21 protein-coding genes are annotated in these 26,819 nt (G+C 40.2%); 7 read left to right on the top strand and 14 right to left on the bottom strand.

Features of this window, described 5'->3' with window-relative positions; translation table 11 throughout:
- Position 1: 1 nt before the first annotated feature.
- Entirely contained in the window at positions 2-1,339 is a 1,338-nt protein-coding gene (locus tag KH109_RS00535; RefSeq protein WP_295214604.1) for an MFS transporter, read from the top strand.
- Between the two features lie 241 nt (positions 1,340-1,580).
- On the opposite strand, the gene hemQ is transcribed toward KH109_RS00535, so the two are convergent.
- The 6 genes from hemQ to KH109_RS00505 form a co-directional block, all read right to left on the bottom strand.
- Complete coding sequence (gene hemQ, locus KH109_RS00530) at positions 1,581-2,312, bottom strand: hydrogen peroxide-dependent heme synthase (protein WP_060923924.1); 732 nt, start codon at positions 2,310-2,312, stop codon at positions 1,581-1,583.
- 129 nt (positions 2,313-2,441) lie between these two features.
- Positions 2,442-4,091, bottom strand: coding sequence for a protoporphyrinogen oxidase (gene hemG, locus KH109_RS00525; RefSeq protein ID WP_295214600.1), 1,650 nt, complete (start codon positions 4,089-4,091; stop codon positions 2,442-2,444).
- Entirely contained in the window at positions 4,088-4,987 is a 900-nt protein-coding gene (hemH, locus tag KH109_RS00520) for a ferrochelatase (RefSeq protein WP_295214597.1), read from the bottom strand. Before hemH ends, hemG begins: the two co-directional genes overlap by 4 nt.
- Before the next feature lie 4 nt (positions 4,988-4,991).
- Positions 4,992-6,035, bottom strand: coding sequence for a uroporphyrinogen decarboxylase (gene hemE, locus KH109_RS00515; RefSeq protein WP_295214594.1), 1,044 nt, complete (start codon positions 6,033-6,035; stop codon positions 4,992-4,994).
- 163 nt (positions 6,036-6,198) lie between these two features.
- On the bottom strand, positions 6,199-9,081 hold the full coding sequence (locus tag KH109_RS00510) for an AAA family ATPase (protein ID WP_295214591.1): 2,883 nt from the start codon (positions 9,079-9,081) through the stop codon (positions 6,199-6,201).
- On the bottom strand, positions 9,071-10,342 hold the full coding sequence (locus KH109_RS00505; RefSeq protein ID WP_295214589.1) for a DNA repair exonuclease: 1,272 nt from the start codon (positions 10,340-10,342) through the stop codon (positions 9,071-9,073). Before KH109_RS00505 ends, KH109_RS00510 begins: the two co-directional genes overlap by 11 nt.
- Positions 10,343-10,654: 312 nt before the next feature.
- On the opposite strand from KH109_RS00505, the gene bioB reads away from it, so the two are divergent.
- Positions 10,655-11,683, top strand: a complete 1,029-nt coding sequence (gene bioB, locus KH109_RS00500) for a biotin synthase BioB (protein ID WP_295214586.1) — start codon at positions 10,655-10,657, stop codon at positions 11,681-11,683.
- A gap of 118 nt (positions 11,684-11,801) precedes the next feature.
- Here the strand turns inward: bioB and KH109_RS00495 are convergent, their stop codons facing one another.
- Positions 11,802-12,164, bottom strand: coding sequence for a hypothetical protein (locus KH109_RS00495; RefSeq protein WP_005387626.1), 363 nt, complete (start codon positions 12,162-12,164; stop codon positions 11,802-11,804).
- 444 nt (positions 12,165-12,608) lie between these two features.
- A complete protein-coding gene (locus tag KH109_RS00490; protein WP_295214583.1) occupies positions 12,609-13,208 on the bottom strand; it encodes a TetR/AcrR family transcriptional regulator in 600 nt (199 codons plus the stop codon).
- Between the two features lie 161 nt (positions 13,209-13,369).
- Between KH109_RS00490 and KH109_RS00485 the strand changes: the two genes are divergently transcribed.
- Positions 13,370-14,155 (top strand): MBL fold metallo-hydrolase, encoded by a 786-nt coding sequence (locus tag KH109_RS00485; protein WP_274204560.1) that lies wholly within the window; start codon positions 13,370-13,372, stop codon positions 14,153-14,155.
- A gap of 169 nt (positions 14,156-14,324) precedes the next feature.
- Here the strand turns inward: KH109_RS00485 and cooS are convergent, their stop codons facing one another.
- The 6 genes from cooS to KH109_RS00455 all read right to left on the bottom strand — a co-directional run bounded on the left by cooS (position 14,325) and on the right by KH109_RS00455 (position 22,497).
- Positions 14,325-16,472, bottom strand: a complete 2,148-nt coding sequence (cooS, locus tag KH109_RS00480; protein ID WP_295214578.1) for an anaerobic carbon-monoxide dehydrogenase catalytic subunit — start codon at positions 16,470-16,472, stop codon at positions 14,325-14,327.
- Positions 16,473-16,863: 391 nt separating this feature from the next.
- Complete coding sequence (locus tag KH109_RS00475; RefSeq protein WP_295214575.1) at positions 16,864-17,769, bottom strand: LysR family transcriptional regulator; 906 nt, start codon at positions 17,767-17,769, stop codon at positions 16,864-16,866.
- A gap of 135 nt (positions 17,770-17,904) precedes the next feature.
- Positions 17,905-19,533 (bottom strand): phosphoenolpyruvate carboxykinase (ATP), encoded by a 1,629-nt coding sequence (locus tag KH109_RS00470; protein WP_295214572.1) that lies wholly within the window; start codon positions 19,531-19,533, stop codon positions 17,905-17,907.
- Positions 19,534-19,945: 412 nt separating this feature from the next.
- The gene (locus KH109_RS00465; RefSeq protein ID WP_295214568.1) at positions 19,946-21,586 is read right to left on the bottom strand and encodes a PAS domain-containing protein; all 1,641 of its coding nucleotides are present in this window, start codon (positions 21,584-21,586) and stop codon (positions 19,946-19,948) included.
- Positions 21,587-21,761: 175 nt separating this feature from the next.
- Positions 21,762-22,109 (bottom strand): energy transducer TonB, encoded by a 348-nt coding sequence (locus KH109_RS00460; RefSeq protein WP_295214565.1) that lies wholly within the window; start codon positions 22,107-22,109, stop codon positions 21,762-21,764.
- A gap of 10 nt (positions 22,110-22,119) precedes the next feature.
- Positions 22,120-22,497 (bottom strand): energy transducer TonB, encoded by a 378-nt coding sequence (locus KH109_RS00455; RefSeq protein WP_295214562.1) that lies wholly within the window; start codon positions 22,495-22,497, stop codon positions 22,120-22,122.
- A gap of 467 nt (positions 22,498-22,964) precedes the next feature.
- On the opposite strand from KH109_RS00455, the gene KH109_RS00450 reads away from it, so the two are divergent.
- The 4 genes from KH109_RS00450 to KH109_RS00435 all read left to right on the top strand — a co-directional run bounded on the left by KH109_RS00450 (position 22,965) and on the right by KH109_RS00435 (position 26,803).
- On the top strand, positions 22,965-23,906 hold the full coding sequence (locus tag KH109_RS00450) for a zinc ABC transporter substrate-binding protein (RefSeq protein ID WP_295214559.1): 942 nt from the start codon (positions 22,965-22,967) through the stop codon (positions 23,904-23,906).
- Positions 23,907-24,012: 106 nt separating this feature from the next.
- Positions 24,013-24,744 (top strand): metal ABC transporter ATP-binding protein, encoded by a 732-nt coding sequence (locus tag KH109_RS00445; RefSeq protein WP_295214555.1) that lies wholly within the window; start codon positions 24,013-24,015, stop codon positions 24,742-24,744.
- Positions 24,741-25,706, top strand: coding sequence for a metal ABC transporter permease (locus KH109_RS00440; RefSeq protein WP_295214552.1), 966 nt, complete (start codon positions 24,741-24,743; stop codon positions 25,704-25,706). The genes KH109_RS00445 and KH109_RS00440 overlap by 4 nt, the downstream gene beginning before the upstream one ends.
- Positions 25,703-26,803, top strand: coding sequence for a metal ABC transporter permease (locus KH109_RS00435; protein ID WP_295214549.1), 1,101 nt, complete (start codon positions 25,703-25,705; stop codon positions 26,801-26,803). The genes KH109_RS00440 and KH109_RS00435 overlap by 4 nt, the downstream gene beginning before the upstream one ends.
- Positions 26,804-26,819 lie beyond the last annotated feature (16 nt).

Here is a 26,819-nt window from a genome sequence, read left to right as displayed (position 1 = left end):
AATGAGCGAACTAAAAATGCCTCAAGTAGGGGCAAGCCGTAGCGAAATTGTGGCTAATTGGCAACCAGAAAATCCAGAATTTTGGGAAAAGTTTGGTAAAAAAATTGCTAAACAAAACTTGGTTATATCCACAATTGCATTAACCCTTTCATTCTGTGTATGGTATTTATGGGCAACCATTGCAGCACAACTAAATGGCGCTGGCTTTAACTTTACAACAGATCAATTATTTACATTAGCCGCATTACCAGGTCTTGTAGGTGCTACATTACGTTTCGTATATACCTACATGCCGGCCTTAATCGGTGGTAAGAACTGGACATTTATTTCCACACTTATCTTATTAGTTCCTGTTGTATGGCTTGGCTTTGCCGTTCAAGATACAACAACTTCTTATATGACATTTATGATTTTAACTGCCCTTATCGGTTTAGCGGGCGCCAACTTCTCGTCCTCCATGGCATACATTGGCAACTTCTTCCCTAAATCTGAAAAAGGTACAGCTCTTGGTATCAACGGCGGCGTTGGTAACCTTGGTATCTCCGTAATCTACTTCTTGGCTCCATTCGCTATGGGTTCCGCTGCATTGGGTAGCGTATTTGGTGTAACACCAGCTATCATCAAAGGTAATGCAGTATACCTTGCCAATGCGGCTTTCATGTGGATTGTACCACTTGTTGTTATCCTTGCACTTATGACACGTTTCATGGATAACTTACCACTAGAAAAACCAAATCCTAAAAATCTTGTACAAATCTTTGGTAACAAACACACTTGGGCACTTACATTGCTATACACTTGTTCCTTCGGTGCTTTCTCTGGTTATGCGGCAGCACTTGGCTTATTAGTAGGTAAAGAATTCCCTGAAGTTCCATTTGCTTCTATCGCATTTGTTGGTCCTCTTGTAGCAGGTGCCCTTCGTCCTGTAGGCGGTTGGTTATCTGATAAAATTAACAGCGGTACAAAAGTTACCTTTGTAAGCCTTCTCGGTCTATGTGCAACAACAGCACTAATTGCAGTTGGCGTAGATATGCACAACTTCCCATTCTTCTTTGCTATGTCCGTGTTGACATTCGTATGCTGTGGCTTCGCAACTGGTGCTACATTCCGTATGATTCCTCACGTATTCGGCAATCCATTGCTTTCCTCTTTAATTACAGGTTTCGTTGCTGCTGTAGCTGCATATGGGGCCTTCATTACACCTAAAATCTTCGGCTTTGTATATTCCACATTTGGCAATATTCACCCAGCCTTTGCTGTATTGTTAGCCTTCAACATCGTAACTGTAGCTGTGTGCTACTGGTTCTATGTGCGTAAAAGCGCAAATATGAACGTATAGGGTGTAACAGAAACTATAATTTACAACCCAATAAGGTAATAAAAGACTCCCTCAACAATCCTCCATGCGAATTAGTTCTGCGGCCATAGGCCTTGAACCCGCAAGTCGGATTTTATGAGGGAGTTCTTTTATTAAAAATTAGATGTGTATTAGCATTTTAGGGAAATGTAAATTATAGTTTCTGTTATCTAAGCACGAAGGGAAGACCTCGTAAGTCGGATCGATGCGGGGTTTTCTTTTATTATCCAAAGATTTCTTCTAGTAGTGCATCGTCAATGATGGTACCAACGTAGAAGTCGCTGAAGATGCCGTATTTTGCACTGGCTACTTCAAAGCGCATATCATATACGATTTTTTTGAATTGGATGTCGTCATTACTGAAAATTGTAATGCCCCATTCCCAGTCGTCTAGGCCACAGCCACCTGTTGTAAATTCGGATAAAACGTCTAAGTATGTTTTACCAAGTTCACCGTGAGATTTCATCAACATGCCTCGTTCTTGTGGTGGTAGCATGAACCAGTTGTCATCACCTTCACGTTTTTTGCTCATGTTATAGAAGCAGATGTATTTGTCACGAGGTACATGAGGGTATAGTTTTTGGTTAACTTCTTCTGTATCAAGTTTAGCTTTAACGTAAGCACTTACTTCTGTTACAGATGTATAAGAATATGTTTGAACTAATACGCTTGCAATCGCAAGGCGACGGAATTTACGTTCTACTTGCGCCAAGTATTCAAGGGATGGACCAAGAATCCATAGGATTAAATCCCCTTTCGCACCATTGCAATCATAGAATGCATAGCTGCCTTCTTTAGCTTGATGTTTAGCTTCAAGATCTGCTAAAAATGCTTTTAATTCGTTGCGCGCTTCTGCTTTTTCTTCAGCTGTAAAGCAGTTCCATGCGCTGAAATCCATGGCAAAGACCATGTGTTGGCTATGCCAACCTTCTACTGTAGGGATTGCTTTTCCCATTGTGATCACTCCTATCTATGGTGATTATATTTAAAGAATATCTTTCTATTACTCTAAGAATCGAAAAGACTCCATATACTATTATAGCATATGGAGTCTTTTCTTATAATTATTTATTAATATTAATTTTCAATTGCTCTCTACAATAGACTCTACGAGTTCTTTTGCTTGTTTTACACCATCAGGAATACCGATGCCATCAAACGGTGTACCAATGAGATGTAAGTTTGGATAGTGTTTAGCTACATGTTCACGTACTGCTGTGATCCCTGCGCGATGGCCCACATTATATTGCGGCATGCAGTGAATGAGACGATTGATACGCACCCATTCCGGTTGCGTGGAAAAACTCATAATGCGTTGAATTTCTTTTACGGCCAATTCTGAAAGGTCCTTATCATCGAGATGTTCTACTACATCATTGCCAGGTTTACCAATAAAGACGCGCAATACGATTTTATCGTCAGGCGTTGTTTGAGGCCATTTTTGATTAAGAATAGTACACGCTGTAAGAGGCGTATCTGTATTGCGTGTAATCAAGAGGCCCGAACCTTTTAAGTCACCATCAAAGGTAGCTTTATCAAAGGCCATAATAGCAATAGCACAGCTAGACTGCTCCATGGAGCGCAAGAAATCAAAACCCGGATCATCCTTAAACCATTGCGTATATGTGGCAGGCGGTGTCGCGATAATCACATGATCCGCCATAGCAGGAGCTTTATCAAGGAGTACCTCTATAGCTGAATCTGTTGTAGAATCACTAGCTTCTACCCTGTTCTCGGCATTAATAGACGCAGTTCTAATAGTTTTAGAATGAGACTGACAGCCACAAGCATCGTTTCCAGAGTTCTCCACATCGATAGCATACATACCTTCAACATATCGAATATTAGAAACTAGCGTACCTGTATACAAGTGCACATTACTAGGCATAGCCTCAATAATAGCGGTAATAACGCTTTCAAGGCCACCTGTCAATTGACGGAACATACCAGATTGAGCCGCTGTACCCTTTCGGCTCGCCATATCGGCCTGTGCTTTAGTAGACTTAGCTTCATGACTTTCAAATTGACGGTCTGTCATAGTCCCTTTGCCAGCACGCGGTACATCCCCTTCAGCAATGGCACCTTTAGCCGCTTTAGTAACCCCCGCTTTAGAGTGGCCCATCTTAGCAGCCATCATGCCTTTTACCATATTCCCATATTTTTGTTCTACTTGAATAAAATGAGGGAATGTAGACAACAAACTGATTTTATAAATATCACCGCCATAGATACCCGCCAATAGAGGCTCGATGAGCTTATCCATCATTTCTTGACCTAAATGGTATTGAAAGAAATGACCAATGGATACATCTCCATTTTTATCTAGTTGGTATGGCTTTTTAAAGTAATCTAAACCAGCTCGCAATTTGCCAGGCCAAGAAATAAGCGTTGCTTTCACAAAAGGCATCATTTCCGTAGGAATGCCCATGATAGAGCCCCCTGGAATAGGATGAATAGAACCTTTGTCATACACAAAGGCTTGCCCTGTTTCATTCGATACAAGGGTGTCCCCTAAGCCGAGATCATAGACGAGATCCGTCATTTCCGTTTTACGGCCTAAGTAAGAATCAGGTCCCAGCTCTACCACGAAGTCATCGACGCGTTGTGTTTGTATTTTCCCACCAAATCGTGGTGCTTGTTCATAAAGAGTAATGGTCCAGTCCGGCTTTGCATGGCCTAAATAATAAGCCGCTGTCAATCCGGTTAAGCCACCGCCCACTATTGTTACATTCACGAATGAATCCTTTCTATTATTGCACTTGCCATCGCTTGCAAGAATGTTTCATCACAATTCGGCATCTGTGCACGCATATATACAGCGCCGCCAGCATCAACGAGTTCTTTACACTCTACATCATTATCGTACAATACCTCTACATGATTGCTTACAAAGCCAAATGGTACAAAGGCTATATGTATCGCACCACTACGCAAAGCTTGATTGATTGCTTCCGCTACGGTTGGCCCTAACCATTGCCCATGAGGGGCTGCGCTCTGCCAAGCTACAGACCACTGTTCTAAATCGCAACGTTGAGCGATTTCTTTTGCACTTTCCTCTAAGGCCAAAGCATAAGAGTCTGCATTATGACTATTAATAAGAGGTATGCTATGAGCACTAAAAATAACAAATACATCTTTAGTGTCATTGATGCAGTCTGAAACTGCTTTTACCCAATACTCGATAAAGGAAGGTTGATCCCACCAAGCACGAATAACATCAAAGGTTACACCTTGAAGGTCACCAATTGCAGCCTGCACTTGTTTCTCATAAGCGCCAGTACCAAGAGACGTAAAGAATGGGGCCGTTACAATAGCGATTATATGCTCTACACCTTGTTTAACTAATGCATCCACCGCATCAGCAATAGACGGCTTCATATGAAGATATCCAATGGCCGATGGTATGGATGGCAACAAGGTGAGCAGTCTATTATATTGACGCTCTGCCATCGTTTGTAATTCTACGTTAGACCATTGGCCAATGACATCATAGCGATGGGTAAGATTATCAACTTCCGCATCGGTCGGCACGCGACCATGACGAATGCTCGTCATGTATGGCACTAAATCATCCTTACTTGAAGGGCTACCATAGGATAAGAATAATAATCCTTTTTTCTCGATGTTCACTAGCTTACCCCTCTTGTGCCCATAATTCACGACTGCGTTCATGTACATAGTCTGTAAGCCAATGAAGCTTCTTAGGATCTGCTTCTGGGAATACGCCATGACCTAAGTTAAAGATATGGCGGCCATAACGAACACCATCAAGTAAGATACGATCCACTTCATGAGCCAATGTTTTTTCATCGGCGAATAGATACGCTGGATCAAGATTACCTTGTACCGTTTGTGTTACGCCTCGTTCATTAGCCATAACGATGGAACTACGCCAATCAAGAGCGATTACATCCAACGGCAAATGAGACCAAATAGATACGAGATGATCGGTACCAACACCATTCATAGCCATAGGCATGTGAGGGTATCGCTCCTTTACAGTCTTAATAATGCGTTCCATATGAGGATAAATACCTTGTTTATATTGGTCCGCATTCACTGCACCAACCCAAGAGTCGAAGATTTGTAATGCATTCGCACCGGCTTCGGCTTGCATAGACAAATATTCAATGGACATATCTGCTAACTTTGTCATCAATGCATTCCATGCATCAGGTGCACCAATGAGCATGCCACGTGTTTTGTTGTAATTCTTTGTAGGACCGCCTTCGATGAGGTAAGACGCAATCGTAAATGGTGCGCCACAGAACCCAATAAGAGGTACATCGAGCATACCAGATGTTAATAGAGTAATCGTTTTTCCAATATAATCTACCTTTGTAGGATCAAAGGTATCTAATGTATCTACATCAGCCATGGAGCGAATTGGTGTATTAAACACAGGGCCTACACCGGCCTTGAGCTCTACCTTTACATTCATCCCCACCATAGGACTCATAATATCCTTGTAAAGGATGGCTGCATCTACACCGTATTCTTTTACAGGTAGCTCTGTAACACGAGCACACAACTCAGGCTCTTTTGTAATTTCAAAGAGCGTATATTTTTCTTTGATTTTGCGGTATTCCGCTTGGCTACGACCAGCTTGGCGCATATACCATACAGGTGTTACACCAGGGTTCTTCCCTTGGATCATATCTAAATATGCTGTATTCAAGTACCCAACCCCTTTCTTTCTAATTTATACTAACACACTATGATAACTAAAACAGTTACTTTAGTTACATCACATATATCATCACTATGAATATTCCCTGTGAAAGCTAAACACCTTCACAGGGGTTCAATTTAGTTATGACTTAATCAGTGGCAATCAATATTTAATTGCGACTCAATCTATGGCAATCAATGCCTGTAATAGATTGAGCCATATCAAATACAGAACGTTGGCACGTGAATAGCCAGATTTGTTGGTTCTTTCCGATTTCAGCTAATAATTCTAACGCGCTACGTTGACGGTTTTCATCAAAGCGCACGAGAATATCATCTAATATGATTGGCAAGGATTCAACTTGGTAAGAAAATACCTTCGCTAGTGCTAATCGCAATGCCAAGTATACTTGGTCAGCCAAGCCGCTAGACCAGTACTTAAGCTCTAATCGCTCTCCATTGCCATTAACCAAGGCTACGCCTTCGTTGATACCAAGAACATCAAAGGTATACATACCACCAGTTAACCGTTCTATATAAGAAGATGCAAGTTCTAGCATATGAGGCTGTTTTTCTTGCTCGTACGATTGTTGAGCCTTATCCATGCAGTGACTCATCAACACTTGTGTAGCCCAATCCTCAAGAGCAGCTTCTAGTTCATTTTGTAATGCTTCACGTTCTTGAAGCATTTGGTGTTGCTCTTGGTCAGAACCTAGGGCACGCATAGACTCCACAATTTGACCACGGCGCTCATATAAGATTGCCAACTTATCTTCAATGGATGCTATTTCTCGTTCAGAATGAGCTAATTCATCAAGCCAATTATCCTTATTGCCTTCACGCAAGCGGCGATAGAATAAATCTTTATTCTCCGCATCAGGAGCTAGTAAATCTAACTGTACCTGACTTTGCTTGTAAATAGTTTGCCATTGTTTGTATTGGTCTTCATCGATAAGATGTTGACGATACTCGTTAGAGCTTTCCATGCCAGCCTTGTGTAATAGCTCTTGTTGACGAAGTAGCAATTCTTTTTCTTTGCGGTGCCAATTATCGTATTCATTGCGGAAGCTTTTACGTTGTGCTTCTTTTTGTTCCCATACAATTTTATTTTGTTGGAAGTTTTTATATTGGTTATAAATACGTTTTAACTCTGTAGGAGATACAGGTGCCTCAACACCAAGGTTATACCACAAGGTCATGGCTTGGTCTTCGATAACACGTAAGCCTTCTTTATGTTCTGCTAAGCGTTTTTCATAACCTTCAATAGTACGTAACTGTTCATGGTACTGATCGTACTCTTGTTTGAGGCCAAAGAAATCATCTTCATTAAGGCTCTTCGCCGCACCTTGAGGCAACCAATTCTGCCAAGCTGCAAGGGCTTCATCATAAATAGCTTGCAACGTATGACCTTCTTGAATCCAACGATCAAGATGCGCTGCACCCTCTATGGATGGAATTGGGCTCACCACAGGTGTTGCAGCTTTCACAAGTGCCTCTAACTGATGTTCTACATCAGATTTACGAGATGACAAGATTTGTAACTCATAATTCAGTTTAGATACATCAGAATTGCCGTTATGACGTCTCCATGTAGCATACCAGAACAACGCCATAGATAGGATTAATAATACAAAGCCGCCAATCGTATAGAGTACAGACTCTAATACTAATAAGCCTGCTAATACGAGTAAAACGCCAATCACTGCAGCTACGCCACTAATGCGTTGTAACCACTTTGGCAAATTGCTCGGTTGTGCATCAGGACCATAGCTATCGCGTTTTTCTGTAACTCGATCAATATCCATCAAGATAAGCTCTAGTTCACGTTCAAGATGCTCTTTTTTCGCCAAATCCTCTTCACTGTAATTTGGTAACGATGCTCCGTCGAGATTGGCTGCTGGCAAATCATCAGAGGCCTCAGCAGGCTTGCGATTTTGCCAATGTAATAATTGATCTTTAGCAGTGCGCAAGCGACTTGCTAAGCGCTCTCCTTCAAACCAATTCACATCGTCAGCCATTGGCTCATCATCACGCCACGCAGAATGCATAGAACGAGAAAACTCTAATTGTTCTCGTACCTTAAAAATGTATGCATCCCCTTCTTCACACTCTCGGCGCAATTGCTCCCACTTGGCACCTTGTTGGATAAGGTCTTCAATATCTTGACCATACGTACCAAATGGACTATCCGGGCTAAAGTTAGCTGGCATCAATGCCGCTTCCTTTTCTTGCCACAACTGCATATTGTCTCGAGCTCGTTTGATGTCCTCATCGATACGAAGAAACTCATCACGACTCAAGGCAAGCTCGCTATTGTACTGTTGCATATGCATACGCGCTTCTTCGCTACGGCGATACGTATCCCATGCGCGCAATACAACGTCTATACCATCACGGTATTCCTTCCACTCTTGCAACTGACCTTGTAATTCTGCCTCAGTCTGTTCTGTACTGTGAAAGGCTTTTTGCAATTCTACATATTGCGTTTCATGCTCGGCTAAATGGCTTAACTTTTGACGATTTTCTTTAAGCTCATCCATCAACATATTGATGCGGCGTTTACCATTGGAGGAAGCTACTAATAGATCCGTAGCGCCTTTTTCAACATCTTTTACGACAGAGCCTAAATGCTCGCCCCCTTCAGCACCAAAGAAACGAGACCGAACCTCTACCTCTTGCAATACATCAAGGCCTTGCAAGTCTTCTAAGGTCAATGCAAAGATGCGATTATATGTCTTTTTATCAATACCATGCCACCAATACTGAGCAGGCTCTTCATGGATAGCAGGATTTCCAGGACTGTAAAAGTCTAACTGTTTGCCTTTGCGGCCAATATAGTAGCTTTCACCATTGCGTTCCACATCGAGAGCGCCAGTCATAGGACCATAAGCCTTATGAGTACCACCAAATAAAAGTGTACGCATCCCTTCAAGCAAAGAAGTTTTGCCACTTTCATTAGGGCCATACATGAGCTGAACACCATGATTCCCCGTAGTGAAAGACCAATCGCGATACGGGCCAAATTCATCAAATCGTATGCGTTTAATGTTCATCGTTAGCCCCCATCAATACAGTAACACCTTCAATTTCACAGCGCTTCAAGGCGCGAAGCAATAATTCATCACTTAACAACTCGGCATATACACCTAAGCGTTTAAACTCAGGTCGTTCTGCCAAAATTTGACGTACCGTCTGTACCGCATTGCCATCAACCATATCATCATAGGCGCGTAAATAATCCCCTACTACATCGGATAATAATCTACGTTCAGCCAAATTAATGCTAGGACGCGTATTACACATCATGCGATAAGGCATAACAAATATAGACTTGCTTTTCTCTTCACTTTGAGACTCTTGCAACCATAGCTTACGCACACCTTCTTGTGTACATAAACGATGCAATGGTCCTGTGCCTACGAGAACAATAGAAAGCAAAATGTTTTTCTTATACTGTTTACGCAAGTTTTCTTTTTTATGGCGTAAAATTTCTAAGAATTCTGCTTCAGTTTTCATGCCTGCAATATCAATTTTGATTTCTTCAAAACGGATTGCACTTGTTTCAATGAAACGAGGTTCACAATGACCATTATGAGATACAGAAACAAGATAGCACCCCTTAGGGCCTATTTCCTTGCGGTGTAAACCTTGAGGATTACCGGAATAGACAACAAGAGGTTCCTCGCTAAGAACTTGAGATTTGTGAATATGTCCTAACGCCCAATAATCCATAGCCGCCTCGGCAAGATCAGTTAAACTGCATGGGCCGGTCACATTATGGTTTTCAGAGCCTGCACTAGAACCTACTGTCCCGTGCATAACAGCCAAAGAAAACTCATCTCGTTCAAAGGCACGGTATTGGCGCGCATAATTGTCGCTTTCATTACCATGGCCACAGCTAATACCGTAAACGCCACCAATTTCTATATTGTTAACAATTAATGGGAAACGTTGTACTTGTTCACTAGAGAATACATGCACATTGTCAGGCATCTGCAATTGAGCCTTCCAGCTTTCAGCAGGGTCATGATTACCTTGCACCATATATACTGCAATGCGATGTTCCGCCAAACGATACATGGCGCGCACAAATCGCACCTGTGCCTCAAGATTATGATCTTCGCTATTATAAATATCACCAGCTATGACAACAGCATGAACATGCTCATCAATAGCAGTGTCAATAATTGTATCAAAGGCTACATAGGTGGCTTCACTCACGGCACGATCAACGGCGCGGCTAATACCTGTAGCATATTGAAAGGGTGCCCCTAAATGCAGGTCACCACAGTGTATAAATCGAAATGGCTGCATCTATATCCACTCCTTGTATTAGTACTTTTATTATAGTTATATATAGTAATTACAATATTTTATTATACTACAAAACCGTAAAGATTACTTAAAAATAACTATCAATCAATCCATCAACATAGATACCCAAATATAGTATCTCCAATTAGATTTAAACTATACGCCTTACCTGTATTTAAAATGGTCTAAAATCTACGGCAATATTTTTGTTAACTTAAAAATACATTAAGTTGACAATTTATACGTGAACGTTTACAATCAAATTGTCAATATATTATATTTTTATTAAGTTAACAATTATTGGAGGCTATTATGGCTTTGCCTACAGATCAACAACCATCCCAGGTGGGAACATACGAAAAAATCCTTACCATAGCAAATCGTATTATGCATGGTGGTGAAATTACAAAAGAAGAAGCAATCGAGTTAATTCATACATCTGATGATGATACGATGATTCTACTCGCTATGGCCGATAAAATTCGTCAGCATTTCAATGACAACTCCGTGGATGTATGCGCCATTGTAAATGCACGTTCTGGCAAATGTCCTGAAAACTGTAAATTCTGTGCCCAATCTGCCCATCACGAAACAGGTGTTCAAGAATATCCGTTCATGGATGATGAAAGCATCCTCGATGCGGCACGCAAAGCTAAAGAAGCAGGCGCTATTCGTTTTTCTATCGTAACGAGTGGTCGTAATACTAATAACCCAAATGAATTTAACCAAATCATTCGCGTATTAGACCGTATTAAAAACGAAGTAGGTCTCGAAATTTGCTGTTCTCTTGGTTTGTTAACTTATGAACAAGCTCTCAAATTAAAAGAAGTGGGTGTAACTCGATACCACTCCAATATCGAAACAGCGCCTAGTCACTTCCCAGATATTTGTACAACCCATTCCTACGAAGATAAAATGTCTACTATCGATAATGCTCAAAAAGCAGGTATTCGAGTTTGCTCTGGCGGCATCTTCGGTCTTAATGAAACATTAGAACAACGCGTAGAGATGGCATTCGAGCTTAAACGTTTGCATATTGACTCTGTACCACTCAATATTTTAAATCCTGTTAAAGGTACACCATTTGAAAATAATAAAGCATTACGTCCTCTAGATATTTTACGTACCTTCGCTGTGTTCCGTTTCATCTTGCCAAACGCATTGATTCGTACAGCTGGCGGGCGTGAAGTAAATCTTCGTGACTTACAAGCTTATGCTTTAAAAGGTGGCCTTAACGGCATCATGGTTGGTGGCTACTTAACAACTGGTGGTCGATCTCCACAAGACGATCTCCAAATGATTCAAGACTTGGAGCTAAGTCGCAATTCTGCCCAAGTTTAAATTTCCGTATATACCATTCTCATTTGAGGATGTTGTATATAAAAAATATTCCTAAGATTTATAAATTTTTTACACATATAAAAAAGAACCATCTAGTTTGCTGTGCTAGATGGTTCTTTTATTGCCATAATAAATTATAAATGGCTTGACCATTTGTATTGCCTTCAATAGGTTCTGGGTTTTCATTATACTCTACATTTTCATAAGGTGTACCGTCCGCCATGTACGCATCGACCTTTAACGTTTCCATGGTGCGATTATATCTACTTATATACACTTTATATCGCAATTCGTCGCCACCCAGTTCATTGACCCGCAGCCACAAAAGCGCATCATAATCACTTTTTTGAACACTGTCATTGTCAATAAATAATTGGTTTCCTGACGCATCTGGTCCAACATAATACCAGTCCGTTGCGTTAGCGGTCCCCCCTATACTGAGTAGCCACAAAAGGGACAATATGGTTAATATTTTCCTCATATGACTGCTCCTCTCATGCCTTAGAGCTGTATACTTTATAAAACTTTAATAGCCATTAAACCTTTATAAAATATACAACTTCTCCTTTATATATAATACCAAAATTGCCCCATATTTATCAACAATAATTAAACTTAATTATTATCTTTTTTAGAATTTCAAGAAATTAAAAGAAATTTCTTAAAAAACTTCATTTTCAACTCATTTATTGTTCTTATAATGACAATGTCAAATGATAAATAGAGGTAACAATTCCCTGGTTACCATACGTGTATTTATCTCCCGACAAGTATTACTAACCCCAAACCTACTACTTGTTTAAATACATGGTTCATTTGATATTAATACTAACACTCCCCTTACATGAAAAAAGGACTCCAGTTGGAGTCCTTTTTTCGTTGTATAAAACTTTAATGAATCTCAAAATATAAGCGTGTATAAATTCTATCTACTTTGTAATCCACGATAAACTAGTTCAAAAATAGTTTTCTGAGCTTCTAACCACTCATCACTCTGAGACCACTTATATTGTTTATTAACAGCATATAGACCGTGTACTAAAAATACAAAAACGGATACCCCCACATCAAACGAAACCCCAAGTGCTTCTGCCATAAGGAGCCCTTGTCGATCTTTTTCACGTCCTATAATACGTTGTAATACATATTCTGAAATTTGTTCATCTAAAAATAAAGGTAAATACTTTTTATGTCGTATAATACGCTGACATAAAGGCAATCTATCAAAAATAGAATCGTATGCTTCTCTCAACGAAACGGAATTAGAAGCAGCTGATAAGGTGTTAGCTATAGTTTGTAAATTGTTGTTATCTACCATTCCTGGCTTTGAATAAGCGATTGCATCATCCACTAAATCATCAACAATTTCCATGATATTACTATAGTGTAAATAAAAAGTAGAACGAGTTATACCCGAAGCTTTACACAACGATGTTACTGTTATAGACTCAAAAGAATTGTTTGCTAAACAACTAAGCAAGCCTTCTTTTAACAACATACGTGTCATTTCTTTTCGAGTTATCATATAACCTCCAATATAGACACTTTTATACAATGTGTCTATTAATAAACATAGTGTTAATTATTGTTGAGACTAGTATAACAAAACAAGGTACACTAGTTCTAGAGATTACAAATAATAATCTATTCAATTAAATCGATAATAATTTAATTAAGGAGATAACTATGACACAATATACTCACATTCGAAATGCTACAGGAAAACTAACAATAAAAAATACAACATTCCTTATTGATCCATTTTTAGCACCAAAGGATACTTATCCTGGCTTTGAAGGAACATTTAACTATCAACAAAGAATGCCTATGGTTGATTTACCTCTATCAATGGACAATCTATTAAGCAATGTAACTGCAGTGGTAGTTACACACACACATCTTGACCATTGGGATGAAACGGCAATTAATGCTATTCCAAAATCACTTCCTATTTTTGTACAAAATACAGCGGACAAAGAACTTATTACTTCACAAGGCTTTAACGATGTACGCATCATTTTTGAAAGTCTGGAGTTTAATGGTATCACATTAAGAAAAACAGGTGGCTCCCACGGCACGGTAGAAATGTATGCAAATCCAGTTCTCGCACCATTAGCAGGCGATGCGATGGGCGTTATTTTTGAAGCAGCAGACGAACCAACTGTGTACCTTGTAGGCGATACAGTTTGGACAAGTGATGTAGAGAAGGCCCTTCTTCGCTTCGACCCTAACGTTATTATTATGAACACTGGATATGCTCAAGTTTTAGGCTTTGAAGATAGTATTATTATGGGTACAAAAGATATTGGCCGCATGGTGGTACGCAAACCAGAGGCTAAAATCATTGCGGTTCACATGGATACAGTTAATCATACTGCAACAAGTCGTAAGGATGTGCGCAAATTTATCAAAGGCAACAACATTGAAAGCCATGTAGCAGTGCCTGAAGATGGTGAAACCATCACACTTTAATAGGTCAAAAACAATTAGTACATTATACTACGGCTAATACAAGACTAGTAAAAAATCTATCCATAAACAATAAAAAACACCCTCTTAATTCTAATAGTCATAATAACTATAAGATCTATAGAGGGTGTTTTTGTACTTAACTACAAATTATAATCTATCAAAAGATAAACTATTTTACTTCAGCCCAACCTAAAGCAGCACGTTTAGCATCAATATCTGCTAAGATTTTTTCAGCTACTTTAGCAGGATCAGTATTTACATACATAACAGAACCTAAGATATCTTTAGTGTCTTCTTTAAGCCATTTTGTAACAGCATCAGAGCCTTGTGTAGGTGGCTCAACGCAGTGGTAAGAGTTGATACCCATCAAGCGGAAGCCAAGGGATGCATCGATACCTTTTTCATTGGACCATTCAGGGCTAGACATTGCAAATGGCATTTGTGGCAAGTTAAGGCCTAATTCACCTGCAATACCAGCGAAAATACCAGAGGAACGTGCATTATCTACACATTCGCCAACATGCCATACTGGTGGTTGATCATCGCCCAAGAACTCTTGCAATGCAGGGCTACATTTCTTAATAGCATCTGTATTACAGTAACCAAGTTTCATCAATGGGAAGGATGCACAACCATTTGTTAAGATGATACAGCCATTTTTAATAAGTGTATCAACGATATCTACTGTTGCTTTTTCGTAGATAACGCGAGGGTTGGAACAACCTACTACGTTAACGATACCACGAACTTTACCAGATTTTAAAGCCTCTGCCAATGGTTTGAAGGAACCATAATGTTTAACAGTGGATTCTGGAGAGAAACCAACTTCAGCAGTGATTTCATATGGCGGAATGAATACAGGCATACCTTTACGCAATTCATGAGCTTCAAGAGCACGATCCAAAATTTTGCGAGCCAATTCTTTTGTTTCAGACAAGTTAGTATGATGGTGATCGTAACCGATATGTTCTGCACCTGGTAAACGAGCTGCATCAGATGTAGTGATAACTTTTGTGTTGAAGCAACGTGCTACGTCCATAATAGCAGGGTAAACGTCTTGAACGTCAGCTACCCAGCAGTCAAGAGCGCCTGTACCAAGTACAAGTTCCGCACCGATAGCATTACACAATGGAATAACATTTTCATAACGATACATGCTGGACAAACCAGAGCAGCAGATACCGTAGAATTGGATACCTTTGGCACCAATAGCTTTCGCTTTTTCTAAGTACTCTTCAGAAGCACCAATTGTACAAATTTGGGATACTAATGTAGGCAAATGACCGTGAACAGCGATGTTAACATAACCTTTTTTCAAAGCACCGATGTTAACTTTGGATGTACGACGACCACCTTGTCCGAACAATGCATCTGTTGCGATATCCGCTGCCACTACGCCAGTGAACGTGAAAGCAAGGCCACAACGCAAGAATTGTTTCATGTTGCTTTCCCAATCGCCATCTGTACCTACGCATGTACGGTGGTATGCATCAAATGCTTCATTATACGCGGAAATAGGCAAGATATCCAAGTTTTTCCAAACTTCACGGCGTTCAGCTGGAGCCAACGCTGTAATTGTTTTATATTCGCCAGGCAATGCACGGCTCAAATCTTCTAATAGAACATCTGCCAAGTCGTTTGCCACTTCTTTTAAGGAACGGCCTTCTTCAGGGATGTTGAAAGCTTTACATACAGTACGGATTTTTTCTTCCCCTAAAATTGGAATATCCAATTGGTCATTAGCAGCAGCTTTCAAAGAAATCAAGATTTCACGAGCATGCGCACCATGTTGTGTTAAACCACCTGCAGCAGCACGTGTCATATTACGAGCTACGATAAGGTCAGCATCGGCACCGCAGACACCACGAGGGCTTTTAGGTGTAATTTTACATGGACCCATGAAGCAAACACGACAACATACGCCAGCAATACCGAAAGTACATTGTGGTTGTTGTTTATCGAAACGGTCAAATACTGTATCGCAACCAATTTGCTCCATGCGAAGGATCATTTCGCGCACAGCTGGATCTGGTGTTTGTTCGATAACATCTTGTTTTGTAGGCCAAGTTTTACGATACTCTGCAACGGCTTTCATGTAGTCATTTACACCATGTTCATGAGGTACCCCTGGTTCATGAGTGTGTGGCACCCATTTATCCGTTGGCAACGCTTTGCCATGACTATGGTCATGGTCATGATGATGATCATGGTCGTGATCGTGATGGTGACCGCCACAGTGGCAGTGGTCATGGTCATGGTGATGATGCTCACCATGGCTGTGGTCATGGGTGTTTTTGTTTTCCACATCTTTATTCATAATAAACCTCCTAGGGGCCTACGTAGGCCAGCTAACAATAACAAGAAAACATATTCTACTTTTATTTTATTTTTTAAATCCACCATACTTGTGGGTTTTAAATCCTATCTCCTAAATATGTTTTAACCTACTTTAAGTATATTTTTTGACAGGACATTTGTCAATTATTTTTTGTGATTTTTTTGACTCATTATAACCTAAAAACATTGTATTTACTACATTTATTAAATTCGATATTTTCAGTTTTCTTTCATAAAACCAAAAGAGGTTAATCCCCATGCTTTACAGGAATTAACCTCTTTTATCTATAGAATACTATATTTAGATATTGTTTTATATGAATTATTATTCGCTAGCAGTACTAAATACTTCAACACGCCATCTGCATAATTTATAAGAATTTTTGCATAACATTTGCTACTTCCGGCAAATGGAAGCGTTTCGCTCTATCCGCTCTCGCCACAAGAACTAATTGACGGAAACAAAGTTTTGACGCAAGGGGATAAAACTTAACCTTATCATCATCGCCCTTACTATTCAGCGTACTTGGCAAGAAGGTAATACCATAGTCATCTTCAACTAAAGAGCGACAAGTATCTAAATTCTCAGAACCGATAACTGCTTTAGGCACAAAGGATTCAGCCTGACACAAACGGTTGACCAAAGTTCGTAACTTTAGGCCCTCTCTTAATAGAATAAATGGAAAGGCACCAAAGGGTGCTATTTCATGAATCCCCTCATCAGTCATAAGAGAGTCCGCAATGGCTAATGCCTTTTCATTTTCTACACTTATAGCCAATAAAATTTGCTCATCTAGTACAGGATAGCTTTCAAGAGCTTGAGAATAAATAGGCGTTGGAAATAGCCCTACATCTACTAAACCATCGCAAATTTGTTGTTCCAAAAAATGAGACTCCCCTTCTACTACATGGAATTCCCAAGATGGTTCAATTTGTTGAAAGCTCTTTAATGTTTTTCCTAGCATATGATGGCCATAGAATTGAGACAACCCAATCCGCACATGGTAAGCCGCATCAGATCCTTGATTAATAATAGACTGCGTTAAAGCCTCTACCTTTCCTACTAAGGGCATCCCCTCTTTAGCAATCTGTAATGCTGCCGCCGTTGGCACAACCTTTGTACGATCTCGTGCGAATAAAGGTACTCCTAATTCAGCTTCAATACGTCGAATACTTTGGCTTAACGCCGGTTGAGAAATATATAACTTTTTAGAAGCCTTTGAAAACGATGCCATCTCAACGATGGTACTAATATATTTTATATCTTTTATATCCATATAACACCTTATAACAAAACATTATTGATTTATCATAAGTATATCTTACCACAAAAGAAAGAGCCCTCCACAAGGAGGGCTCTCAATTTGAAGTTTTAATTAAACTCAAGACAGCATTTCAATTGCCTCAATACATTACATTAATGTTTTAAGTACATCCAATACTTCTTGAGGTAATTCGTTTTTATGACCAATGAGTTTCTCTACATAGTCATAGCGGAACTCGAACGCTTTGTGTAATTGGTGATGGTATTCGCGCACTTGGAATGGTGGTTCGAAACCAGGAACCTCTACGTAGGAAAGATTTTCGTATTTATAGAATGGTTTGAAGTCCAATGTACCTTCTACCAAACGTTCTAACAAATCAAGGGTAACTTCTTTAGGAATTTTCTCTTCCAAGAAGAAGCCTGTGTTCATAATGTAGCAATCTACGCCACATTCAGAGAACAATTTTTTGTAGCTTTCATAATCACGAACTAATGGATATGTACGGAATGGATTTGCATATGGTTCAATAACAAGCGCATTTGGATCCACATGAGCATCAAGTTTTTCTGCTGTAGAACGACGTGTCGCAAGTGTAGCACCCATTGTAGATGCCAATACAGGATCGTTAATTTTGAGGATTGGTGGCAATGTTTTATCTTTCATTAGCCAAACGATAGCATTAACTGGTTGATCTACATAATTTACACGGTTATCTGTCCAGAATTGAGACTTGATAGCACGACCATTATTGTTACGTACATCTTCAGCTAATACAACCTTGCGGCCCTCTTCATCCATTGTTACACCTACGTTTTGTAGTGTTAACAAGAATTCGTTAGCAGGATGTTCTACAGGGTAATCTTGCATTTTATCGAAGTATGTAGGTTCTAGTGCAATAGAGCTCAAGTCGTTTGTATTAATGATATAAGCATCGTCATGCAAGATAGAGATATCATATCGACCATCATGTTTTTCATGAGTCAATGTAGATTTACCGGAGCCGGACAAACCAAATACACCGATTGTGTAGCTTTTACCATTTTCAAGGTTGTAACGTTTCATACCACCGTGGCATGCTACATAGTCGAAGCGGTTTGCTAAGGACCATGCCAATGTAAGAGTGCCTTTTTTATGCTCACCAAAATAGCGCATGCCAAGAATCATAGCACAGTTATGAGCTGGGTCAAAGATAGCAAGACCACCTGGATGACCTGGTACAACATAGTCAGGATCAGAATAAATGTAGATGTCGCCTTCAGGAATCTCTACGCTGTCATTGTAGAATTCTTTTACAGCTGCATCAAAGAATTTGAAGTTCATAATCCAAGAATACAAAATAGATGCGTGGTCTTTTGGAATCATTAAATGCGCACGAGCAGTGAATTTCTTATCAAGACCTACGATAGCTTCAGCAGAAATCCACTCTTTACCACGGCTATCATATACAGCATCACGTGCAATATTAGCGAGTTCTACTTCATCAATGCCTTCATCGCCAATAATACGACGAGCTTTTGCATAACGGCCTGTAGTTTTACCATCGTTTGTAACAAGTACCTTTGCATCTGCAGGCAAACCTTGTTCTAATGGTTTATAGACAGTCATATCGAGGACGATAACACCTGGTTCTTCAGTGGCAAATTGGTACGCTTGAGCCACAGATGTTACAGGAGTTACATTGTTTCCATAAAATGCAGTTTCAATAGTACTGCGCATCTTAGAAAATAATGGGTTTGTTTTAATTTCACTTTGCTTCCAAACGCGTCTTGTCGACATAGTATCCAGATCCTCACCTTTAATATATACGTAATTTCTCTTGTAAAAGTAATTTAAGATAAGAAAATACTGCATCTGCAAATACTTTCATTATTATCTATTTTACCTTTTTAAGATAAATTTGTATACACAAAGTAGATGAAATATAAGAAATTAATGTATGCTTATCATGAATTAGTGCAACACATTATATATAAATAATTTTGATAGTTCTATCTATTTTATTGATTTTATCCTAGTAAAAATCAGTGTAAAAAAGCATACTGAATCTATAACAGCTAATCAAAAAATAAAATGAGGCTAGGTCATAGGACCTAGCCTCTTATTCTGTAAAAGCAAATATTTATTTTCTAAATCTATTTTCTAAATCTATTTTCTTGATAAACCTATTATCTATATTAGCTTACAAGATTTATTTTTTTGCTTTATTAATGAAAGCATCGATTTTACCGACTAGATCATCTACGTTAAAATCACCACGTTCAGCAATCATCTTAATAGTAGCCACCTTAGCCATAACTTTTACCATTGGCGTTTTCAATTTCTCAAATTTAGGATTCAAGGAGATCAAATAATCTACTACCTCTGGACTTTGTTTGATTAAGTTAGATAGCGTTGTCTTTGCATCGATATGGAAACGACCGTCAGCATCGGTAGTGAGTGGCTCTTCGTCTACCTCTTCTGCAGCTTCTTGAGCCAAGGATTTATCATTATTGTTACTCTTACCAGTACTATTTTCAGCATTTCCTACAAAATCGGTCTTATCCCACGTCAATAATGTACGAGACCCTTCAAGCTCACGAATATGAGTGCAATCTTGCATCATTTCTAAGACACCGCGGAATTTACCATGTTCATCGCGTACTGCCGTATAGATTACATAGATAAACAATCCTGGTTTATTGATCCAGAATTCAGCTTGGCTTTGCTCACCAGAACGGAACTTCTCAACGATTTCTTCTACGATGTGAACGGACTTAGCAGGGTGACAATTCTTCACCTCACGGCCGATAACATTGGCACTACGAGGGAATATACGATGTGGCGTGTCACTGTAGAACTTAACAAGTTCGTTTTCATCTACATAAGACAAATCTACAGGAAGATGACGGAACAATAGATTAATTTGTTCTAATGTTAATTTGCCAGTAGCTACATCGAGGACAGCATCCTTACCAACTTGTGCTCCGCCTACAGGACCAACGTATTTGGATAATAACCCTGCTAAATCATTTAGGAACTCATTAGATACTGCACCATTTTGACCAGCAGTATTTCCATTTAATTGAGCTGCAGAATCGTTGATGCCTGGCACGACATACAAACCTGGCTGATTGATGATAGCATAACCAATTTCATGATCGTTTTTGCTCATGCGCACAAACTCTTCATCGCTTAATAATTTAAAAGATGTTGGCAATAAAACCTCTAGCTCTTTAGAATTTAAATCGCGCAATTTTGCCAACGTTTCAGGAACGGACGCTAAAAATTCCTCGTATTTATCTTCACGGAGTAATGCATAAGACGCAGAGATAGCATCACGCACACCATCGTCAAAGGTCCACATGATACGAGTAGGACGATCAAATCCATGATCTTCAAGCATTGGATATAATTGATTTTGCTTACGAGATAGATGAATACGCCATTGTGCTAAGGAGTCGAATACACCAAGCCAAGGATTCTTGATAAATTTCTCCTGTTTCAACAATTCATCAGCTTCAAGTGCCACCTTTTCAACAGCGTTAATCTCTTCCAAATAGGCCCATAATGGATGATTTTCAGGGTACTCATTTTCAGCGCGCACTAATACGCCATCAAATAAGTTCAATAGATCATCCATCTTATCAAGGATCTCTTCGTCCTTATATACACCTTTCAAACTTTGCTCTGCATAGGCAAATTCATCAGGCGTGCAAGTGCCTAATTTTTCTTTCAAAATACGATTGCCCTCTTCCAAGGACAATTTACCATCTAAATAATCCTCTTTAATAGATACAATAATTCTGTACCGTTCGTTATTAATGTCTAGCTTTTGCTTTAATGGATTCATATGCTTATACCTCCAAAGGTCAAAGACTATTAGTATATACAATATATTATTACTATATTAAATATACTTTTATTATATCCATTTTGAAAGTAATTTTCAGTTGCCACAGATACATATTTAGATATATTTGAAAGATTCTTAAAAAAGCGCCCATACTAGGTATGAGCGCCTTTAATTAGTTTCTAAAATCAATATATTCAGTTTTAGAAGATGCCACAGGATTACCATTGGAGTCTGTAGCCGGGTTGAAACGCCATGTGGAGATTTTCTCAACAAGAGCCTCATCAAGAGCGCTAACCCCACTAGATTTTACAACCTCTATGTCCCCTACAGAACCATCTTCATTAATTGTGAAACGCACATCTGCACTATGGATCGAATCGCCATAACCAGCAATATTAATTTGATCTACAGGTGGTGTAGATATTGCTACAGGCAATTGAAATGGCGCCGCCAGCACAGAGGCTACCATACTCGTTGCAAACAGTGCGCTTAATACAGTACAACGCAACACTTTATTCATCACATTCTCCTTATTTAGCTGTTACAGCTTGTTTAGGTAGAGTAATTGTCATCCCAATAATAGATTCATGAGCCTTTTGGTCCATACCAATAGCAGGTGTAAACTTCCATTGTAAAATGGCTTTTTTCACCGCTTCGTCAACTGGAGCATAACCAGAAGAACGTTCCACGAATACATTTTTAACATTCCCTTTTTTATCAATCAAAAAGCGTACGCGCATAGTCGGTGCTACGGTAGCTGTTTGAGGAACCTCAGGTAACTCAGGTTTTACAATTTCCACTTCTCGCGGAGATTCTAAGAACTTAGCTGCATCAGCTGTATAATTACCTAATACGCCAAAAGATGTAACAAGTAAAGCCGCCGCAGTGAATCTGAATAATTTATTCATAATAAGCCTCCTAAAATAATTATTTTGAGTCTATGAATAATATCATACTAAATAAAGATGAATATTTAAAGAACATTTTCTTATTGATAAAATTTCTCATTTATGATATATTAAACACAAGATAACTGTTCGGACTTACATATCAGGTAGATATGACAAAAAACTACACAAAGGAGGTTCATCATGAGACGTAGAAAGCGTATTCAAATGAAGGTCATGATGGTACTTGGTCTCATTGCCCTCGTTGGGCCTAACCATCTACAAGCTCTTATTCACTAAATGATCATGACCCTAGCAGACGAACGTATTACTGCCAATAGCCGCTACGTTAGTAGCGGCTATTTTTCTGTTTAAATTTAGGGAAATATTCTCCACCTTCAAATGATTTCATCATTAAGACAGTACAGTTCCCTCAAACAAGATTATTAAAGTTTTTAAAATTAGTATCTATAAAAAGGAGGTTTATTATGAAGTTCAACCGAGTCGTATTAGTCGTCGTATCATTAGCACTTATGTTATTAGCTCTTGCAGGCTGTGGCAAGGATGCAGCACAAGACAGTCAGAAAAAATTAAATGTTGTAGCTACTACTACAATGTTAACGGATTTAGTAAAAGAAATTGGCGGTGACCATGTGTCTGTACAAGGACTCATGGGTCCAGGCGTAGACCCTCACCTCTACCAAGCGAGTGCCGGCGATGTAACAGCCATGTCTAAAGCAGATGTTGTAGTGTACAACGGCATTCACTTAGAAGGTAAAATGGGTTCCATTTTCGACAATTTAACAAAACAAAATAAAGCTACCATCCGCGTATCTGATGCCATTGACCCAGCTACGCTACTCGACTTTGACGAAGAAGATGGCCTGAAAACAAAAGATCCTCATATTTGGTTCGATGTAGCGAATTGGAAACTTGCCGCCAAAGCTGTATATGAAGGTCTTGCGAAAGCAGATCCAGCTCACAAAGAGGATTTCAAAAAACGCTATGATGCATACCTCACTAAATTAGATGAAACAGATGCATACATCAAAACTCAAGCAGAATCAATTCCTAAAGAATCTCGCGTTCTAGTAACAGCACACGATGCCTTCCAATACTTCGCTCGCGCTTATGGCTTTGAAGTAAAAGGTTTGCAAGGTGTAAGTACTGCTACAGAAGCAGGCACACAAGATGTGAATGAACTTGTTCAATTCATCGTAGATCACAAAATTAAAGCGATCTTCGTAGAATCTTCTGTACCACACAAAACAATTGAAGCCGTTCAAGAAGCAGCTAAGGCTAAAGGCTGGAACGTTGCCATCGGTGGCGAATTATACTCCGACTCCCTCGGTTCTGAAGGCACTGAAGGCGGCACATATATCGGCATGGTAAAAGCCAATATCGATACCATCGCTAAAGCACTTAAATAACAAATAACATTTCAAAACAAGGACGACATACAGTGTACGCCCTATGTAAGTACAAGTACTACTAACAATACAGCGATAGTAGCACTATTGATAAAAGGAGGTCTCTATGGAATGGGCCGTTGAAGTTGAAGATATGACCGTAGCCTATACGACAAAACCCGTATTATGGGACGTAGATATGAAGGTACCCATCGGTTCCTTAGCGGCTATCGTCGGCCCTAATGGAGCCGGTAAATCTACATTATTAAAGGCCATGTTAGGCCTATTAACAGTTATCTCAGGTAGTGTTAAGTTTTATATTGACCACCACCTTGCAATGGATAAAAAGGATTACAAGAAAATCGCCTATGTACCTCAAAGCGGTAGCGTAGACTGGGACTTTCCTACTACCGTATTAGACGTCGTACTTATGGGCCGCTATGGTCATCTAGGTTGGTTCAAACGACCAAGTAAAAAGGATAAGGAGCTGGCCCTCTCCATGATTGAGAAAATGGGCATGAGCGACTATGTGAATAGGCAAATTCGTCAACTTTCAGGGGGACAACAACAGCGTGTATTCCTCGCGAGAGCCCTCGTACAAGAGGCCGACATTTACCTCATGGACGAACCCTTTAAGGGCGTCGATAAAACGACAGAACACGCTATTATCTCCCTGTTACAAGAAATGAAAGCGCGCGGTAAAACGGTTATCGTCGTACACCACGATTTAAATACGGTACCTCAATATTTTGACTGGGTAACGATGGTGAACAAACAGACTGTTGCCTATGGTCCTGTAGCAGATACTTTTACAGAGGAAGCCATCGAGCGCACCTACGGCAAGGGGAGGATTGTATGACCATACTCCAATCCTACACGACGCAGATGGTACTGCTCGGCACGGCACTCTTAGGCCTCGCCAGTGGTATTGCGGGGACCTTCGCAGTACTGCGCAAGGAAAGCCTCATCGGTGACGGTCTCTCCCATGCAGCACTACCAGGTGTAGTTATCGCCTTCTTGCTGACAGGCATTAAGGATATCGAGGTGCTCATCACCGGTGCTGCCCTCTCCTCAATTACCGCAGCTTGGCTCATTACCATCACCGTCGAAAACAGTAAAATTAAATTTGATGGAGCTTTGGCCACTATCTTATCGGCATTCTTTGGTCTTGGTATGGTTCTACTCACCTACCTTCAAAGTCTAAATAACGCAGGTCAAGCGGGGCTTTCAAAATTTATATTTGGACAGGCAGCCACCATATTAGCTCGTGATGTGTACATTACATCGGCGGCAGCACTCATTATCATCGTGTTAACTGCACTATTTTGGAAGGAACTAAAACTCATCTCCTTCGACGTAGAATATGCCAAAACATTACAAATTCCTGTCACCTTTACCCTCATTTTATATCGTTCACTATTGATCATGACCATCATCATCGGCATTCAGTCCGTAGGGGCTATATTGATTAGCTCCCTACTCATTGCACCAGCCGTAGGGGCCCGTCAGTGGACGAACAAGCTAGGAACCATGTGTATACTAGCAGGATTCTTCGGTATGGTATCCGCCATCGGCGGCACTATCTGGAGTACAACCGTACAAAAACTGCCTACAGGACCTGCCATTATCGTCATCCTATCGGCTATCGTTCTATTGAGCCTCATTTTTGCCCCTAATAGAGGCATCTTGTGGCAATATCGTAAAAACAAACAATCAAAACAAGCTTTATTATCTGAAACTGCGAGAATAAGCCCCGCTGATTTACAACAAAAGATATATAGAGCTGAGAGAGGGCAGCCTCGTATAGGAGGTGCCCCATGACAGTACATACAGAAATTTTACTCATTGCCATTACTGTATCTATTGCGTGCGCTATCCCTGGTGTATTCCTCGTGTTGCGCCGCATGTCCATGATGGCCGACGCCATTACGCATACCGTATTCCTCGGCATCGTGCTCGCTTTCTTTGTAACGGAAGACTTAAACTCTCCCTTGCTTTTAGTAGGGGCAACCGTAGTCGGCGTAGGAACGGTGTGGCTTACAGAGATGATTCATAACACGGGCCTCGTCAATGAAGACGCGTCCATTGGTATCATCTTCCCCCTTCTATTCTCCATTGCCATCATCCTCGTCAGTCTCTACAGCGGCAACGCACACCTTGACGTAGATACGGCACTTCTAGGGGAAATCGCGTTCGCCCCGTTCGACAGATGGATTGTAAACTCCACCGACTTAGGTCCTGTATCTCTATGGATTTCCCTGGGGGTAGCGGTCATCAACCTCCTATTAGTTATGCTCTTCTACAAGGAATTGCAGCTATCTACCTTCGATCCACTATTAGCAGGGCTCTTCGGCTTCATGCCTGCCCTCATCCATTACGTGCTGATGACCATGGTGTCCCTTACCGTGGTGGCTTCATTCCAAGCAGTAGGCGCCATCCTCGTTATCGGCCTCATGATCGGACCTGCGGTTATCGCTTATTTATGGACGGACTCGGTGAAAGCCATGCTCACTAGCAGTATCATCATCGGTATTATCTGTGCTGTCATCGGTACAGAAGTCGCTTTCACCCTAGACGTATCCATTGCAGGTGCTATCGCAACAACGATCGGTCTCGCATTATTAATTGCCGTTATTTGCACGCCAAAGACAGGCTATATTGCAACCTATCTTCGCCAACGCCACTTGCGTCGTCACTATCGAGAAACGATGATGCTCTGCCACATCTATACCCATATGAATACACCTGTGGCGGCCATCGAAAACGGTATCGGCACCATTCACGAACACTTGAACTGGAAGCCAGACTATACACACCAAGCCGCATCACACCTTAAGAAACAAGGCTTGTTGTATGTAACAAATGGGTACTATATGCTGACCGATAAAGGCGTGGCGCAAGTTAAAGAAATTATTTAATTAATTTTAATCAGAC

Source organism: Veillonella sp. (genome assembly GCF_018381775.1).
Classification (GTDB): domain Bacteria; phylum Bacillota; class Negativicutes; order Veillonellales; family Veillonellaceae; genus Veillonella.
Note: the sequence above shows the minus strand (reverse complement) of the source record. Positions and strands in the feature narration are given on the sequence as shown.